Origin of the sequence: Corallococcus sp. AB011P (assembly GCF_003611605.1) — a bacterium.
GTDB classification, from domain to species: domain Bacteria; phylum Myxococcota; class Myxococcia; order Myxococcales; family Myxococcaceae; genus Corallococcus; species Corallococcus coralloides.
This window is the reverse complement of the sequence record NZ_RAVX01000010.1, coordinates 237,369-254,211: the sequence shown is the minus strand read 5'-3', so window position 1 is coordinate 254,211 and position 16,843 is coordinate 237,369. Positions and strand designations below refer to the sequence as shown.

Genomic DNA, 16,843 nt, shown 5'->3' with positions numbered 1-16,843 from the left:
GGATTGCCGTAGCACCGGCCCTCGGGTCGCGGGGGATTGGCAGGCATTGGACGGCGTGTGGTGCGCACAGGGGCGGCGGGTCCCGTGGATTGGACGGGTGGGAATGAGCCGGTATCGTTCTCATCCCGTCCGCCTTCCCCGAGGATGCCGTGACCCTGAAACCCGCCCGTGTGTTGCACCTCGTGGGGTTGTTGCTGCTGAGCACGTTGGGTTGCGTGGAGGAGGAGCCCGCCTTCACGGCACCGCTGGCCGGTGGTGCGCGGCTCGTGGTCGCGCCGCCCCGGTCCCTGGAGGTCATCGAGGTGACGGCCTCGGTGACGCACGCGTCGGGCACCACGGAGACGAAGGCGCTGACGTCCGCGACGGATCCAGATGGCGGCATCGCGTGGTCGGCCGTCGTCAAGCCGGAGTCTCCCGAGGAGGAGCTCCAACTGGCCGTGACCGCCCGGGATTCCACGGAGGCGGGGATGGCTCCCCTGAGTGTGGATGCCGGGGTGAAGCTGTCGCTGTATGGGGAGGCGCTCCTGGTCCTGGTGCCCCTGCCGGAGTCTGGCGCGCCAGGGCTGGCCAACCATGCGCCTCGCATCCACGGGGTGCGGGCGCAAAGCGGCATCGTGGCTCCTGGCGACACCGTGGCGTTGAGCGCGCAGGTGAGTGACCAGGAGGAGGGGGCGCTGACCTACGAATGGACCGCCTCCGGCGGGGTGCTCGCCTGCGAGGACGCGACCTGTGAATGGACAGCAGCGCGCCCGCCGGTCCCCGATGCTGGCACCGGATACGACCCGACCCTCAAGGATGACGCGTTGATTCTCCTGCGGGTCACGGACGCACAGGGCGCGGAGTCCACGCTCCAGTTCCACATCGGCGTGGGCACCGTGCGCGGGCCCGCGTCGCTGCGGAAGACGTGGTTCAACCGCTCGCCCGTGGCCGCCGTGGCCGGAGAGCCCCAGCGGGTCATGCTGGGCACTCCCTTCCAGGTCCAGGCGACGGTGGCGGACGAGGACGGAGACGCGCTCACTTACTCCTGGAGCGCGACGTGCGAAGGCACCTTCGAGGGCGTCACCCGGGCCAATCCCTCCTTCACTCCGACGGCGGCGCCCCTGGACTGCGGCTGTCAGCTGAAGGGCGCCGTGACGGACAGCTTTGGTGGAAGCACGGAGCAACTCGTGAACCTGTGCGTGCGGGCGGAGGCGCCGCCCATCGTGAAGACCACGTCGCAGTCCGCCACGAGCGCGCTCGCGGGCGAACGCGTGACGTTCACGGTGGAAGCGTTGGATCCGCGCGCCGAGGCGATGACGTTCGCCTGGGCGTCAAACGTGGGCGCGATCGGCACTCCGGTGGGGGATGCCGCGACGAGCACGGTGGATTGGACGGAGCTCTCCTGCGTGCCGACGGACGTGACGCCCACCGTGGAGCTGGTGGTGACGAACGCCTCGGGCGCGAGCTCGCGGCATTCCTTCCCCGTGACCTGGATGGGCCGTCGCTGCGGCCCGGGAGAGACCGCCTGCGCCATCACCCTGTCGCCCGGACAGGTGACGCTGCGCGAGGACTGCGTGGTGCAGAGCGCGGTGTTCATCCCGGACGGCTTCACGTTCGACGGGGGCGGGCACACGCTGACCGCGTCCGAGGACGGGGCGGGGGACAACTACAAGGGCGCGGTGCTTCGCAACCGGGGCGCGGTGGCGAACGTGCGCGACGTGACGGTGACGGCGCGCAACCTGTCGGACGTGTGTGACGAGGGCGTGGACCGGCTGCGCGGCATCCTGCTGGAGGACGCGAGCAGCACCATCGAGAACACGGCGGTGAAGGACCTGAACCAGGGAGGCAGCAGCGGATGCCAGGAGGGCTTCGCCATCGACGTGCGCAACAGCGCGGCGGGGGCCACGCCGGTGACCTTGGTCATCCGGGACAGCGAGCTGATGGGCTACCAGAAGGTGGGCGTGGCGGTGCAGGGGCGGGTCGAGGTGACGATGGAGGACAACGTCATCGATGGCCTGGCGCCCACCGACCGCATCGCGCGCATCGGCATCCAGCTCGCATACGGCGTCTCCGGGCAGGTGGCGGGGAACCGGGTGCACGGCAATGCGTACCTGTGGGACGGGGACCCGAAGCGTGCGGCCACGGGCTCCGGCATCCTGGTGGTGGGCGGCGAGTACTACGGCGCGGGGCGGGAGCTGTGCCACGACCTGCGCATCGAGGACAACGAACTGGAGGAGAACGACGTCGGCGTCGACCTGTCCCAGGCGGTGGATGATGGCTTCACGCCTCCCGCTGAGCCCCAGAGCATCCAGGTGCTCGGCAACACGCTGACGAAGGCGAAGCTGACCAACACCTCCTACCAGGCCGCCATCTATGACAACGGGACCGCCAACCTCATCAGCCGCAACCGGATCACCGGTGACGGGTACAACGGCGAGGTGTACGAGAACGCCGTCGCCGTGGACGTGGAGACGCAGGGAGCTGGTCGTCAGGTGGGCTTCGTCACTCCGGAGCGGACCCTGGAGGCGGAGACATGCTCGGAGGAGCTGGTGGTGCAGGGCTGGGACCTGATGGGCAACCTGGCCCCGCTGTCCGTGCCGGAGGTGACGCTGGCCGCGTCGGATCCGGGCGCGACCTTCCACCTGCGGTCGGATTGCGCGGATGAGCCCGTGTCGGTGGTGAGCCTCAAGAACGAGCAGCGCGAAGGCATCTTCTACTTCCGCGCCGCGACCGCCGGCCCGCTGACCATCACGGCGACGGGCGACGGCGCGAGCAAGACCCAGGTGCAGACGGTCCGCTGAGCCACGCTGTGCGTGCGCGCGGTGGACCGACAGTCGGTCCAGATGAAGTTCAGAACCGCCGGATGTTCGCCTCGGCGAAGAGGGCGCGGTAGACGAGGGCGCGTGTACGGACGGGCGGTCATTTCCTGGGTGGGGCTCTGCCTCCTGTTGCTGCTTCCCGCGTGCGCGCCGCGAGCCACGAAGCCCGCCGCGCCCACCACGCCTGCCGTGGTGCCCGGAGGCGCCGAGGACCTGGCCCTTCGGTACCTGGAGGCCTGGGCACGCAACGACGTGGCCGCGCAGCGCCAGGGGCTCGTGGACGCGCCCCAGGACTTCGACGCGCAGCACGCGCGTTGGAGGCAGGACCTGGGCGTCATCGCCTCGCGCTTCGACCAGGTGGTGCTCGAGTCCCAGGACACCACCACGGCGGTGGTGAGGTTCCACGGCGTGCACACGCTGCGGGGACTGGGTGACTGGGAGGTCGAGTCCCGCCTGCGCTTCGTGCTCCGGAGCAAGCGCTGGAGCCTGCGCTGGACGCCGGAGGTGTTCCATCCGGACGCACGGCCCGGAGACCGCTTCGGCCGCACGCGGAGCTGGGGCCCTCGCGCCGGGTTGCTCGATGCGAATGGGGAGCCGCTCACCGTTCCGGGAGAGGTGATTCGCATCGGCGTGATGCCGGGCCGGGTGAAGGACCGCGCGGCCGTGGCCAGCGTGCTCCAGTCGCAGCTCGGCGTGGACCCCGCGAAGGTGCTCGCCGCGTTGAACGCCTCGAGCGCGCAACCCGAGCAGTTCCTCGCGTTCATCGACGTGCGCCCGGAGCGCTACCAGCAGCTTCGCCCCGTGCTCGCGCCGGTGCCCGGCATCTTCTTCCGCAAGAAGCCCGCGCGCCTCAGCCCCGCGGAGGGCTTCGCCGCGCACACGCTGGGCCGGGTAGGGGAAATCACGGCGGAGGCGCTCCAGTCGCTGGGCCAGCCCTACCAGCCGGGCGACGTGGTGGGCCTGTCCGGCCTGGAGCGCGCGCAGGAGCGGACGCTGGCGGGACGTCCCTCCGGTGAGGTGCGGCTCCAGCGCCGTGCCGGTGGCGGCGAGCTGCTGTACCGCTTCGACGGAGAGCCGGGCCGCGATGTCCGCACCACGTTGCGCATGGACGTGCAGGATGCGGCGGAGGCGGCGCTCGTGGACGTCACCCAGCCCGCCGCGCTGGTCGCGGTGGACACGAAGACGGGCGAGGTGCTGGCGATGGCCAGCCGGCCGCTCGGGGAGGGGTGGCACCGCGCGCTGATGGGGCGCTATCCCCCGGCCTCCACGTTCAAGCTCGTGACCGCCACGGCGCTGCTCGAAAGCGGCCTGAAGCCGGACTCCCGCGTGGACTGTCCCCTGGAGGTGACGGTGGGCCGCAAGCGCTTCCGCAACTTCGAATCCGAGGTGCTGGGGACCACCACGTTGCGGCGGGCGTTCGCGCTGTCGTGCAACACGACGTTCATCCAGCTCGCGGCGAAGCTGGACCCCCGCGTGCTGGAGGACGCGGCCCGGCGTTTCGGCTTCGGGGTGCCCTACGACGTGGGACTGCCGTCACCGGGCGCCACCTTCCCCCCGCCGAAAGACGACGCCGAGCGTGCGGCGGACGCCATGGGCCAGGGCCGCGTCCTGGTCACGCCGCTGCACATGGCCACCGTCGTGTCGGCGGCGGCCACCGGCGTCTGGCACGCGCCGCGCCTGCTCGCGGACGCGGAGCCCGGCCCGGAGGCGCGGCTGGGCGCGGGCACGACGGTCATGCTCCGCGACCTGATGCGCTCGGTGGTGACGGACGGCACGGCGAAGTCCGCCGCAAGCATGCCGGGCCTCATGGGCAAGACAGGCACGGCGGAGTTCGGCTTGTCCGTGCCGCCCGAAACCCACGCGTGGTTCGTCGGCGTGCGTGACGGCATCGGCTTCGCGGTGTTCGTGGAGGGCGGCGGCGTGGGCGGCCGCGTCGCACTGCCGCTAGCGATCCGCTTCCTCCAGGCGTTGGACGGGGCCTTGGTCCTCTCCTTCAAGAGAGACGACGCCAGCTAGGGCACGGGGCCGTCCCTCCGAGCGCCGTGCCCCTGCTCCGCGCTGGCGGCTGGTCACCCCGGAGGACACTGTCCACGTTGCGAGGATGGGCGCCGAACGCTTGAGCGGCCAGGGCACCAGGCCCGTGGCTCGTCCCCCGCGCCACTCCCGGCGGAGGCCAGCACCGAAGCGCGAAGGGCCACCCGCCTGGAGCGAGCCGGCCGAGTCCCTCCTCGCCCGGCTGGGCAGCACCTCACAGGGACTGACCCCACAGGAAGCCGAGGCGCGGCTCGAGTCCCTGGGCCCCAATGAGCTGGAGTCCCGGCGCCGCCGGCCGCTCCCGCTGGAGCTGCTGCTGCGGCTGGGCAACCCGCTGGTGCTGGTGCTGCTGGTGGCGTGCGGCATCTCGGCCGTCGTCCATGACCTGACCAGCTCCGCCATCATCGCCGTCATCGTGTTGATCAGCGTGACGCTGGACTTCGTCCAGGAGCACCGCGCCAGCAACGCGGCGGAGCGCCTGCGCGGCGCCGTGGCCCTGCGCGCCCGGGTGCTGCGCGACGGCGTGGAGCAGGAGCGGCCCGCCACGGAGCTCGTCCCCGGGGACATGGTCCTGCTGGCCACCGGCAGCCGCGTCCCCGCGGACGCGCGCCTCCTGGAATCACACGCGCTGTCCGTGAACGAGTCGCTGCTCACCGGCGAGCCCTACCCCGTGGAGAAGGCGCCGGGCCTCGCGTCCGCGGACGCACCGCTCGCGGAGGTGGGCAACACCGTCTTCGCCGGCACGTCGGTGCTGGCAGGCACGTGCCGCGCGCTCGTGTTCGCCACCGGCCGCGACACCGAGGTCGGCGGCATCGCCCGGGGACTGGACGCGCCCGTCGCCTCCACCGCCTTCGAGCGGGACACGCGCCGCTTCTCCGTGATGCTGATGCGGCTCACGGTCCTGATGGTGCTGTTCGTGCTCCTGGTGAACCTGACCCTGGAGCGTCCGCTGCTGGAGTCCTTCCTCTTCGCCATGGCCCTGGCGGTGGGGCTCACTCCGGAGCTGCTGCCCATGGTGGTCTCGGTGACGCTCGCCCGGGGCGCCCTGCGGCTCGCGGACCAGGACGTCATCGTCAAGCGGCTGAGCGCGGTGCACGACCTGGGCTGCATGGACGTGCTGTGCACCGACAAGACGGGCACGCTCACGGAGGCGAACATCCGGCTGGAGCGCACCGAGGACGCCACCTCCCAGCACAGCGAGCGCACCCTCGCGTGGGCCTGCCTCAACAGCCACTTCGCCACCGGCCTGCGCAGCCCCATGGACGAGGCCATCCTGGCCCGGGGCGTGGAGTGCACGCAGGGCTGGCGCAAGCAGGACGAGCTGCCCTTCGACTTCGAGCGCCGCAGCGTGTCCGTGCTGCTGGAGAGGGACGGACGCCGCGTCCTGGTGGTGAAGGGCGCGCCGGAGGCCCTGCTGTCCCGTTGCGAAGCGTGTGAAGTCCCGGAGGGGCCGCCGCGAGCCCTGGACGTGGCCGCACGGGAGGAGCTGCAAGCCCGCGCCGACGCCCTGGGCGAACAGGGCTTCCGGGTGCTGGGGCTCGCCTGGCGCGACGTCCCGTCCCAGGATGGGCGGCTGTCCCCGGAGGACGAGACGGGACTCGTCTTCGCGGGCTTCGCCTCCTTCCTGGATCCGCCCAAGCAGAGCTCCCGGCCCGCGCTGGCGGCGCTGCGTGAGGCGGGCATCGCGGTGAAGGTGGTGACGGGCGACAACGCGCGGGTGGCGGTGCACGTCTGCCAGGAGCTGGGGCTGGAGGTGCAAGGCGTGCTCACCGGCGCGGAGCTGGCCCTGCTGGACGACCCGGGCCTGCGCGCGCGGGCGGAGGACACCACCGTCTTCGCGCGCGTGTCCCCCTCGCAGAAGAGCCGCATCCTGCGCGCGCTCAGACAGCGCGGCCACGTGGTGGGTTACCTGGGGGACGGCATCAACGACGCGCCGTCGCTGCACGAGGCGGACGTGGGCATCTCCGTCGCGGGCGCGGTGGACGTCGCGCGCGAGGCCGCGGCGCTGCTGCTGTTGCGCCAGGAGCTGGGCGTCCTGCACGAGGGCGTCCTGGAGGGGCGGCGCACCTTCGGCAACGTCATGAAGTACATCCGCATGGGGACCAGCTCCAACTTCGGCAACATGCTGAGCATGGCCCTGGCGTCGCTGGTGCTGCCGTTCCTGCCCATGCTGCCCATCCAGATCCTCCTCAACAACATGCTGTACGACGTGTCGGAGCTGGCCATCCCGCTGGACACGGTGGACTCGGCGCAGCTCTCGCGGCCCACGCGCTGGGACCTGCGCTTCGTGCGCCTCTACATGGCGGTGTTCGGCACGCTCAGCTCGCTCTTCGACGCGGCCACCTTCACGGTGCTGCTGCACGTCTTCCACGCCGGGGCGCCGCTCTTCCAGACGGGCTGGTTCATGGAGTCGCTGACCACGCAGGTGCTGGTCATCTTCATCATCCGCACCCGAGGCGGCGTGGCGCGCAGTCCCCCCGCGCGGCTCCTGGTGCTGTCGTCGCTGGGCGTGGTTGCGGTGGCCTGCGTGCTGCCCTTCACGCCACTGGGGCACTACTTCGGCTTCGTGCCGCCGCCGCCCGCCATCCTCGTATCGCTGGGCGCGCTGGTGGCGCTGTACCTGGGCTGCGCGGTGGTGCTCAACCGCTGGTTCTTCCGCCGCTTCGACACCGCCTGAGGATGCAATCGTCCCGCCAACGGGACGTAGGGAGGCTCATGCGTGGGAGAGACCGAATGACCTGGAACCCGTTGCGCCTGCTGGCCGTGGCGCTGTTGTTCATCCCCGTCGCCGCCAGTGCCGCGACGCGACAGCAGGAGCTGGACAAGTTGCTGACGCAGTACCACCAGATGCGCCAGTTCAACGGGGCGGTGCTCGTCGCCAACGAGAAGGGCGTCATCCTGAAGAAGGCCTACGGGCAGGCCAACTTCGAATGGAACGTGCCCAACACGCCGGACACGAAGTTCCGCATCGCCTCCATGACCAAGCAGTTCACCGCCATGGTCATCCTCCAGTTGGTCGCGGAGGGGAAGCTGAAGCTCGACGACACGCTGGTGTCGGCCCTGCCGGACTACCGCAAGGACACGGGCTCGCGCGTCACCCTCACGCACCTGCTCAACCACACGTCCGGCATCCCCAACTACACGAACGCGGCGGACTTCTTCTCCAAGGTGTCTCGCAATCCCTACGCCGTCGCGGACTTCGTGAAGCAGTTCGCCAGCGGTGACCTGGAGTTCGAGCCCGGCTCGAGGTTCGCCTACAGCAACTCCGGCTACTTCCTGCTGGGCGCCATCATCGAACGTGCGACCGGCAAGACGTACGCGCAGGCGGTGCAGGAGCGCATCTTCACGCCGCTGGGCATGAAGGACTCCGGCTACGACGTCTACGCCACGGTGCTGCCCAAGCGGGCCAGCGGCCACCAGCTCACGTCGGACGGCTACATCCACGCCGCCTACATTGACATGTCCCTGGCCCATGCCGCCGGGTCGCTGTACTCGACGGTGGAGGACCTCTACCGCTGGGACCGCGCGCTCTACGAGAACAAGCTCCTGCCGGAGGCCCTCAAGCAGAAGATGTTCACGCCCGGCCTGGAGGACTACGGCTTCGGCCTGACCATGGACCCGCTGCCGTTGAACGACGGCAAGACGGTGCTCGCCACCAATGGCCACAGCGGCGGCATCAACGGGTTCAGCTCGCGCATCTACCGCGTGCCGGTGGGCAAGGAGGTGGTCATCCTCCTGGACAACACGTCGCGCGGCGACAAGCTCAAGGAGCTGGCCGCGGGCCTCTTCAGCGTGCTCCACGGCATCCCGCCCAAGGCGCCCCGGTTGGGCATCCGGGAGATGCTGAGCATGACGGTCAACAATGAGCCCATCGCGAAGACCGTCGCGCGCTACCGCGAGCTGAAGGCCACGAAGCCGGACGCGTATGACTTCTCCGATGATCAGCTCAACAGCCTGGGCTACCAGTTGCTCCGGACGGGCCGCGCGGCGGACTCCATTGAAATCTTCAAGCTCAACGTGGAGATGTTCCCCCAGGTGGGCAATGGCTACGACAGCCTGGGGGAGGCGTACCTCGTGGTTGGCGACAAGGAGCAGGCGCGCGTGAACTACCGCAAGGCGGTGGAACTGGACCCGAAGAACTCCAACGCGGCGGCCGCGCTCCAGAAGTTGGGTGCGCAGCAGTCCGGGCCGCCCGCGACGAAGGCCGTGCCATAGGCGCACCGGATGTGAGCGAATGCGGTCCGCGCCCCGGGCGTTGAGTCCGGGGGGCGGTTCCACGTGGTGCTCACGAAAGGTGCCTGCATGAAGCTCTATTTCAATCCGCGCAGCCGGGCGGTCATTGGCAAGTGGATGCTCGATGAGGCGGGGGTCGAGTACGAAATCGTGCCCATCGACCTGGAGAAGCGGGAGCAGAAGTCGCCCGAGTTCCTCAAGGTGAACCCCGCCGGCAAGCTGCCCGCGCTGGTGGACGGAGAGGCGCGCGTGTTCGAGAACGCGGCCCTCTGTCTCTACGTCGCGGACAAGTACCCGCAGGCGAAGCTGGCGCCCAAGGTGGATGCGCCCGAGCGCGGCCGGTACCTGTCGCTGATGGTGTACTCGACGTCGCAGCTGGAGCCGTCGATGGGCGACCACATGGCCAAGGCCCCCACGCTGCCGCAGCGCGGGTGGACGGAGTACGCGCAGACGCTGGACGCCATGGAGCGTGAGCTGGGGGACGGGCCCTATCTCTTCGGCGACTGGTTCACCGCCGCGGACGTGATGATCGGCTCCATGTTCATCTACCAGCGCATGCAGGGCGGCGCGACGGGGCGGCCGAAGCTGGAGGCCTACGTGGACCGGCTGCAGGCCCGGCCCAAGGGCTTGAAGCTGCGCTGAGCGCTCCGAGCTTCAGGGCGCGGTGAAGCCTCGCGTCAGCCAGTCGATGAAGACGCGCACGCGCGGGGACAGCTGCCGGTTGCGTGGGTACATCAGGGACACGGGCGTGGGCGTCGGTGGGTGCTGGGGCAGCACGGGCACCAGCGTGCCGCGCCCGAAGTCCTCCTCCAGGCGGTAGCGCGGCGCCTGGATGAGTCCCAACCCCAGCCGCGCGGCGGCGACGAAGGTCTCCGCGCCGTTCACGGACATCGTGGTGGGCAGCACGACGTGGCGCACCTCACCGCCCACCGTGAACTCCAGCGGAATCAGGCTCCCCGTCAGCGAGGAGCGGAAGCCCACCATGCGGTGCCCGTGCTGGAGTGCTTCGATGCTCTCCGGCACGCCGTGCCGCGCCAGGTAGGCCGGGGACGCGCACGTCACCTCCTCCAGCAGCGCCACCCGGCGGGCCACCATGTCGCTGTCCTTGGGCTCACCCGCGCGCAGCACGCAGTCCACGCCCTCGCGCACCAGGTCCACCAGCCGGTCGCCTTCGCTCATGTAGAGCTCGATGCCCGGGTAGCGCTCCAGGAACTCCGGCAGCCGCGGCAGCACCACCCTGCGCGCCAGTGTCCCCTGCACGTCCACGCGCACCAGCCCCTTCGGCTGGCCCCCCACGAACGCCGCGTCCGCCTCCTCCAGGTCCGCCAGCAGTGACACGCAGCGCTGGTAGTACGCCTCGCCGTCCAACGTGGGGCTCACGTGCCGCGTGGTGCGCTGGAGCAGTCGCACGCCCAGCCGCTCCTCCAACTGCTTCACCGCGTCCGTCACCGACGAGCGCGGCAGGCCCAGGTCCTTCGCGGCCTGCGTGAAGCTCCGGCGCTCCACGATGCGCGTGAAGGCCTTCATGGCGTCGAACCGGTCCATTGTCCGCCCTGTCGAACAGTGATGCCGGAACAAAGCCGATTATCCGTGGAGCGGAAAGGTCCATCTTGTCCTCACCCGACGCCCCAGCGCGGACGTCGGCGGACCCCGGAGGAGAAGACCCATGACGACCCAGACCCAGCAGAAGAAGACGGCCCTCGTGACGGGCGGCTCGCGCGGCATCGGCGCCGCGGTGGCGGAGCGGCTCGCGCGCGACGGCTTCAACGTCATCGTCAACTACGCGGGCAGCCGGGACGCGGCGGAGGCCCTGGTGCGCAGGATTGAAGCAGCGGGGGGCCGGGCCTTGAGCATCCAGGCGGATGTCGCCGACCCCACCGCCTTCCCCCGGATGTTCGACGCGGCGGAAGCAGCGTTCGGTGGCGTGGACGTGCTGGTGAACAACGCTGGCATCGGCAAGTTCATCCGCTTCGCGGACTTCGACGACGCGCTGTTTGATCAGCACGTGGCCGTCAACATCAAGGGCACGTTCAACGGCCTGCGTGAAGCCGCGCGCCGCCTGCGCGACGGTGGGCGCGTCATCAACTTCTCCACCAGCGTCATCGGGCTGCGGATGGAGAACTACGGTGTCTACTCGGCCACCAAGGCCGCCGTGGAGACGATGAGCGCCGTCCTGTCCAAGGAGCTGCGCGGCCGGAACATCACCGTCAACTGCGTGGCGCCGGGCCCTACCGCCACCGAGCTCTTCTTCGACGGCAAGTCCCCGGAGCTGGTGGAGCGCATGGCGAAGCTGAACCCGCTGGAGCGGCTGGGTACGCCGGAGGACATCGCCGCGTCCGTGGCTTTCCTCGCGGGGCCGGAGGGCGGGTGGATCAACGGGCAGGTCCTCCGCGCCAACGGCGGCATGGTCTGAACGCCTGACGTGCGGGCAGGGGACCGGGCGGCGCGTGGGGCTCGCGTTCCAGAGGGACGCCTGCGCCGCCGGGTGGCTCCAGGCGGCAGGCGTCCCCACCGTTGTCGCGTGATCGACGAGAACCCAGGGATGGGCAGTGGATGGGAGGACCCCCGGCTGCGGGCGCTGGAGCAGTTGCTGGCCCTCCCCGCGGCCGAGCTGCGCCCCACGCTGGACACCGCGGGCCAGCTCGTCTCGGAGCTGCTGAACGCCGACAAGGTGGACGTCTTCCTCTTCGAGCAGAGCACCCAGAGCCTCGTCGCGGTGGGCACCAGTGACACGCCCATGGCCCGCCTGCAGAAGTCGCTGGGGTTGGACCGGATGCCGCTGGCCAATGGAGGGCGCGCGGTCCAGGTGTACGAAACGGAGGCGCCCTTCATGACTGGCCGTCAGGAGGAGGACCCGGATGAGCTCCCCGGCATCAAGCACCGGCTGGGGGTGCGCTCCTCCCTGATGGTGCCGCTGCCCATCGGCATGGAGACGCGGGGCGTCCTCGCCGTGACGTCCGCCCGGAATGACTTCTTCACCCCCCATGACCTGCGCTTCCTGCAGGCCGTGGCGCGCTGGGTGGGCATGGTGGCCCACCGCGTGGAGCTGGTGCAGGAGTTGACGAAGCTGGCGGTGAAGCAGGCCCGCCGCAAGGCCGCCGAGGAGCTCATCACCGTGCTCGCGCACGACATGGCCAACCACCTGCTGCCGCTCCAGGCCCGCATCCAGCTCATCCAGCGTCGCGCCGCGCGAAATCAAGCGCCGGAGGACCTGCGGGACGCGACGGGCGCGGCCGCGTCGCTGCGCTCCCTCACCCGGCTCATCAACGACCTGATGGACGTGGGACGCCTGGACCAGGGCCTCTTCAGCCTGCGTCCCCAGCCGGTGGACCTGACGGGGCTGGTGCGGGAGCTGGTCGCGACCGCGAGCACGCCCGAGCGCCCGGTGCACTTCGAGGGACCCGAGGAGTTGGTGACGGTCGCGGATCCAGACCGCGTGCGGCAGGTGCTGGAGAACCTGGTGGCGAACGCGCTCAAGCACTCGCCGCCAGGGCGGCCCGTGGACATCCGCCTGCAAGCGCAGTCGCGTCCGGAAGGGCCGTGGGTGCGCGTGACGGTGAGCGACCAGGGGATGGGCATTCCGTCCGAACAATTGCCCACGCTCTTCGAGCGCTTCACGCGGGGACCGGACTCCAAGGGGCTGGGCATCGGCCTGTACCTCGCGCGGCGCATCGCGGAGGCGCACGGCGGCACCCTGGAGGTGTTCTCCACGTCCCGGTCCGGCACGTGCTTCGCGCTGTCGCTGCCGGTGGTGGCCGGGTAGGCGGGGAGGAATCGCGCGGCGGGGGTGAGGGGAAAAGAGGGGCATTTCCGTTGGGTGGGGGCAGGCGCGAAACCGGATGGCCATCACGGCCGCCGGGTGTCACTCCTCGGGAGCACCCCATGTCACCGTCCCCACGCCTCCGTTCCGTGGTCCGGCTCACCGCCGTGGCCTTCACCACCCTGGGCTTCGGCGCGTCCGCGCAGACGTATGCCTTTCCCGGCAACAGCGCGGACCTTCCCGAGGGCAGCCACTGGTGGATCATCAATGACCACGGCGGCACGCATAACCGAGACCTGCACGCCGTGCGCTTCGACGACGACGAGAAGCGCTTCACCCGCGTGAAGATTCCCTTCGCGGACTACGCGGCCGACCCGAAGAACTCCGACTGGGTCATCTACGGGCTGCCCGTTACCGCCATCGCGGATGGCGAGGTGCTCACCTGCTGGCGCAACGCCCCGGAGGGCCTCAAGCCGATGGTGCACGGCGGTGACGACGTGCCCCACCCGGGCCGCACCTCCAACCCGCTGCGCATCCCGCGCTCGGGCAACCACGTGAACATCCGCACGGACGACGGGAAGATCATCCTCTACGCGCACCTGCAGCCCGGGAGCGTCCCGGAGGAACTCTGCCCCTTCAACGCCACCTACGTGGATGACGCGGAGGACCGCGTGGGGGACCTGCCCCGGGAGGTCATCGTCCCCGCGGCGCAGCGGGTGCGCGTGAAGCGCGGGCAGTTCGTGGGCCGCGTGGGCAGCTCCGGCGCCTCGGCGCATCCCCACCTGCACGTGCACCTGCAGCCCATGACGAGCGAGACGACGGTGGGCACGTCCCTGCCGCTGCCCTACTCGCATGCATGGCGGAAGAGCGGGAATGCGGACCACAACTCGTCGATTGGCTTCGCCCCGATGCAGAACGAGGCGCTGGACCTGTTCCCCTCCGCCATCCACCCGGATCCGCTGCTGCGCCGGGGCGACATCACCGGGGACCCGGCGCTGGAGGTGGCCATGGCGGCCTCGGGCAGCATGGTGGTGACGGCCACGCGGGACGTGACGGGGCGGCTGGCGCTGAACTCGTGGCAGCTGTCGCCGGGCGGCGACTTCACGAAGCTGCATGACGCCTCCGCGGGCGCGGCGACCTCCATCGCCATGGCCCACCCTGGCAGCAGCAGCACGCGCGACGTGGTGACGGCGCTGCGGGACGGGAGCGGGAACCTCAAGCTCATCGCCTGGCGGGTCGCCTCGAACGGCTCCATCGAGCGCAAGGGCGAGGCCGGCGGCGACGCGGACGCGACGGAAATCAACCTGGCCGCTCTCCCGGAGGGGCTGGGCGTGGTGAGCGCCTTCCGCGACTCCACGGGCCACCTGAAGGTCAGCACGTGGGAGACGTCCGCGACGCAGGACACGGTGACCCGCAGGAGCAACGGCTTCGGCGAGGAGGCGACGAAGGTGGCGCTGACGCCCATCCTCAACGGCCGCGTGGACGGGGACGTGAACCGCTTCACCGGCGTCGTCACGGCGGTGCGCACGCCCTCGGGCAACCTGAGCCTGACGGCGTGGGAAATCACCCCGCAGAAGACGCTCATCCAGCGGGGCACCCACCTGGCGGGCGCGGTGACGGACGTGTCCATCAGCACTGTCACCATTGGCAACAGCGTGCGCGACATGGTGGTGGCCAGCGTGCGCCTCACCAACGGCGTGCTGCGCAACATCTCCTTCGACGTCTCGGCGGCCGGACAGTTCGTGCGCCGTGACCACGAGGACGGTGAGGCCATCCTGGAGGTCGGCTCGGCGCGCGTGGGGGCCCAGCACCTGGTGACCCCGGTGCGTGACACCGCGGGCAACCTGCGCGTCTACACCTGGGATGTGGACCTGGAGGGCAAGGTGCACCGCTCCGGCAAGGAGCGCGCGGGCGCCATCGTGTCCGGCCTGGCCGCCACCCCCACCACCGTGGGCACCCGCTTCGTCATCACCGCCGTGCGCCTGACGACGGGCACGGGCGGCGGGGACCTGCGTCTGATTGCCTGGGACGCGAACCTCCGGTAGCGCGAGTGTCGTCCCCAGAGCCCGCGGGCTCTGGGGAATTTTCCCGGATTGCCCGGCTTCTCCTGGCCGCCGATGATGCGTTCGAACGACGCTCGGCGCCCTTTCGCGAGGAGAGGCATCTTGGAGTTGCGGCACGGCCCATGGGCGGGAGCATCCGCGGACGCCGGGTTGGAGACGCTGCGGCGTGACCTGGGCCGGGCGCTCGCGAGCGTCTGTCCCGCGTCGCTCGCGGACCGGCGGGAGGACCTGTTGCAGGTCGCGATGATGAAGGTGGTGGAGCTGCGCGGGCGCACCCAGGGCCAGGCGGAGCTGACCCCCGCGTACCTGTACAGGGTGGCGTACACGACGCTCATCGACGAGCTTCGCCGGATGGGGGCTCGCAAGGAGGTGGCGTTGGAGGAGGTGGAGCAGGGGCCCGCCCAACCGGTGGCGCCAGGCGACCCGGAGCGAGCGGCGGGGGCCGCGCAGATTGCCCGGGCCGTGCGTGACTGTCTTCAGGGGCTGGTGCAGGACCGCCGCCTCGCCGTGACGCTGCACCTGCAAGGGCACACCGTCCCGGAGGCCGCGGAGTTGCTGGGGTGGGAGGCCAAGCGGACGGAGAACCTCATCTACCGGGGGCTGAGCGCGCTGCGTGCCTGTCTCTCCCTGAAGGGAGTCCAGCCGTGAGCGACCGCCGTCCCGAGGATGACACGCTGGAGGCCGCGGGCGTGGAGCGGCTGCGCACGGCGCTGCGCGAGGATGACGCGGCAGGGGAGCCGGTGGACGCGGACCTCGTCTGGCGCGCGGTGAGGCAGGAGTTGCCGGTGGAGGAGCGCCGGGCGGTCATCGAGCGCGTCGCGGCGGATCCCGCGTGGGCGCAAGCCTGGCGGTTGGCGAAGGCGATGTCGCAGGCAGCGGCGGAGGCGGAGCGGGGGGCTCCGGCGGATGGGAAGGCGGAGGTGCCCGCGACAGCCGTGGAGACTCCCGCGAAGGTGGTGTCTCTGACGGCCCGGCGCTTCTGGCAGGGGCGGCAGGCGATGACCGCGATGGCGGCGACGGTGGTGGTCCTGGTGGGCGCGGTCGTGGTGGTGCGGCAGCAGCAGGCGCAAGTGGATCCGACGCTCATCCGTGGCGGCGCGGCGGAGGCCATCACCTCGAGCGTGCCGGAAGCCACCGCGCTTCCCCGCGAGCAGTTCGTGCTCCGCTGGAGCGGAGTGCCCCAGGCAGTGTCCTGGAGCGTGCAGGTGTCGTCGGAGGATTTGAAGGTGTTCCATCGCGCGGAGCGGCTGGGGTCGCGCGAGTACACGGTGCCGCCGGACGTGCTCGCGGAGCTGCCCTCCGGAGCGCGCGTCCTGTGGCAGGTGGAAGCGCTGCTTCCGGATGGAAGCGTCCAGCGCGGCAGTACGTTCATGAACCGGTTGCGGTGAGTGCCGTACCACTTGGGCCAGGCCGGCGGCTCAATGACAAACAGAGGGGGATGTATGAAGACAATCAATGTCGGTAGGGAATGGGTGCGCGCGCTGGCGGTGATGGCGCTGCTGTGGGGCGTTTCGGCCGCGGCGCAGGCAGCGCCCCCGCAGGACAGCTGGGTCATCACCACGGAGCCGCTGGCGGGGGCCGCGCGTGACACGGTGGAGGCCTCCGTGGATGCGTCCGTCCTGCGCAGGGGGGCCCCGGTGCCCATGACCCTGCGCATCCTGGATGAACACGGCGCCGTGCTCGCGACCGTCACGGGAATCGCGAGCCCTACGGCGCCCCTGTGGGTGAGCGCCAGGGCCCCTTCTTCCGCCGGGGTCCGCGCGCAGCTCATCCTGCCGAAGGACGCCGAGCAGCTCACCGCTGGCGACCTGATCCTCACGCGGGAAGGGCTGGGGGATCCGCCGCCGCCGCCCGGGGAGCTCCACTGCCTGATTCCCCGCGCTGGGGACCCCGGCACAACCATGCCGGAGCCTGTCACGATGGGGAAATGCTGGGTGGAGACCGAGGAGTCCTGA

Annotated in this window: 12 protein-coding genes; 11 read left to right on the top strand and 1 reads right to left on the bottom strand. The window is 70.6% G+C overall.

Annotated elements, in window-relative coordinates:
• The first annotated feature begins 149 nt into the window (after positions 1-149).
• From D7X30_RS25075 to D7X30_RS25055, 5 genes are all read left to right on the top strand, one after another.
• Positions 150-2,780, top strand: a complete 2,631-nt coding sequence (locus tag D7X30_RS25075) for a right-handed parallel beta-helix repeat-containing protein (RefSeq protein ID WP_147443292.1) — start codon at positions 150-152, stop codon at positions 2,778-2,780.
• 102 nt (positions 2,781-2,882) lie between these two features.
• Positions 2,883-4,814, top strand: coding sequence for a penicillin-binding protein 2 (locus D7X30_RS25070; RefSeq protein WP_120565478.1), 1,932 nt, complete (start codon positions 2,883-2,885; stop codon positions 4,812-4,814).
• A 124-nt stretch (positions 4,815-4,938) separates the two neighbouring features.
• Positions 4,939-7,509 (top strand): magnesium-translocating P-type ATPase, encoded by a 2,571-nt coding sequence (gene mgtA, locus D7X30_RS25065; protein WP_233591768.1) that lies wholly within the window; start codon positions 4,939-4,941, stop codon positions 7,507-7,509.
• 56 nt (positions 7,510-7,565) lie between these two features.
• The gene (locus tag D7X30_RS25060) at positions 7,566-9,047 is read left to right on the top strand and encodes a serine hydrolase (RefSeq protein WP_120565476.1); all 1,482 of its coding nucleotides are present in this window, start codon (positions 7,566-7,568) and stop codon (positions 9,045-9,047) included.
• Positions 9,048-9,134: 87 nt separating this feature from the next.
• Positions 9,135-9,707 (top strand): glutathione S-transferase family protein, encoded by a 573-nt coding sequence (locus D7X30_RS25055; RefSeq protein ID WP_120565475.1) that lies wholly within the window; start codon positions 9,135-9,137, stop codon positions 9,705-9,707.
• Between the two features lie 12 nt (positions 9,708-9,719).
• Here D7X30_RS25055 and D7X30_RS25050 read toward each other — a convergent pair whose 3' ends face one another.
• A complete protein-coding gene (locus D7X30_RS25050) occupies positions 9,720-10,610 on the bottom strand; it encodes a LysR family transcriptional regulator (RefSeq protein WP_120565474.1) in 891 nt (296 codons plus the stop codon).
• A 121-nt stretch (positions 10,611-10,731) separates the two neighbouring features.
• Between D7X30_RS25050 and D7X30_RS25045 the strand changes: the two genes are divergently transcribed.
• The 6 genes from D7X30_RS25045 (at position 10,732) to D7X30_RS25020 (ending at position 16,843) form a co-directional block, all read left to right on the top strand.
• Complete coding sequence (locus D7X30_RS25045) at positions 10,732-11,478, top strand: SDR family oxidoreductase (protein ID WP_120565473.1); 747 nt, start codon at positions 10,732-10,734, stop codon at positions 11,476-11,478.
• A gap of 129 nt (positions 11,479-11,607) precedes the next feature.
• Complete coding sequence (locus tag D7X30_RS25040; RefSeq protein WP_120565472.1) at positions 11,608-12,828, top strand: GAF domain-containing sensor histidine kinase; 1,221 nt, start codon at positions 11,608-11,610, stop codon at positions 12,826-12,828.
• Between the two features lie 119 nt (positions 12,829-12,947).
• A complete protein-coding gene (locus D7X30_RS25035) occupies positions 12,948-14,870 on the top strand; it encodes a M23 family metallopeptidase (protein ID WP_120565471.1) in 1,923 nt (640 codons plus the stop codon).
• A 120-nt stretch (positions 14,871-14,990) separates the two neighbouring features.
• The gene (locus tag D7X30_RS25030) at positions 14,991-15,536 is read left to right on the top strand and encodes an RNA polymerase sigma factor (RefSeq protein WP_233591767.1); all 546 of its coding nucleotides are present in this window, start codon (positions 14,991-14,993) and stop codon (positions 15,534-15,536) included.
• Positions 15,533-16,276 (top strand): hypothetical protein, encoded by a 744-nt coding sequence (locus D7X30_RS25025; protein ID WP_120565470.1) that lies wholly within the window; start codon positions 15,533-15,535, stop codon positions 16,274-16,276. The genes D7X30_RS25030 and D7X30_RS25025 overlap by 4 nt, the downstream gene beginning before the upstream one ends.
• 54 nt (positions 16,277-16,330) lie before the next feature.
• Positions 16,331-16,843, top strand: a complete 513-nt coding sequence (locus D7X30_RS25020; RefSeq protein ID WP_147443291.1) for a hypothetical protein — start codon at positions 16,331-16,333, stop codon at positions 16,841-16,843.

Coding starts and splice junctions, on each gene's coding strand:
- D7X30_RS25020 (WP_147443291.1), top strand. CDS start 16,331: ATGAAGACAATCAATGTCGGTAGGGAATGGGTGCGCGCGCTGGCGGTG.
- D7X30_RS25050 (WP_120565474.1), bottom strand. CDS start 10,610: ATGGACCGGTTCGACGCCATGAAGGCCTTCACGCGCATCGTGGAGCGC.
- D7X30_RS25045 (WP_120565473.1), top strand. CDS start 10,732: ATGACGACCCAGACCCAGCAGAAGAAGACGGCCCTCGTGACGGGCGGC.
- D7X30_RS25040 (WP_120565472.1), top strand. CDS start 11,608: ATGGGCAGTGGATGGGAGGACCCCCGGCTGCGGGCGCTGGAGCAGTTG.
- D7X30_RS25035 (WP_120565471.1), top strand. CDS start 12,948: ATGTCACCGTCCCCACGCCTCCGTTCCGTGGTCCGGCTCACCGCCGTG.
- D7X30_RS25060 (WP_120565476.1), top strand. CDS start 7,566: ATGACCTGGAACCCGTTGCGCCTGCTGGCCGTGGCGCTGTTGTTCATC.
- D7X30_RS25055 (WP_120565475.1), top strand. CDS start 9,135: ATGAAGCTCTATTTCAATCCGCGCAGCCGGGCGGTCATTGGCAAGTGG.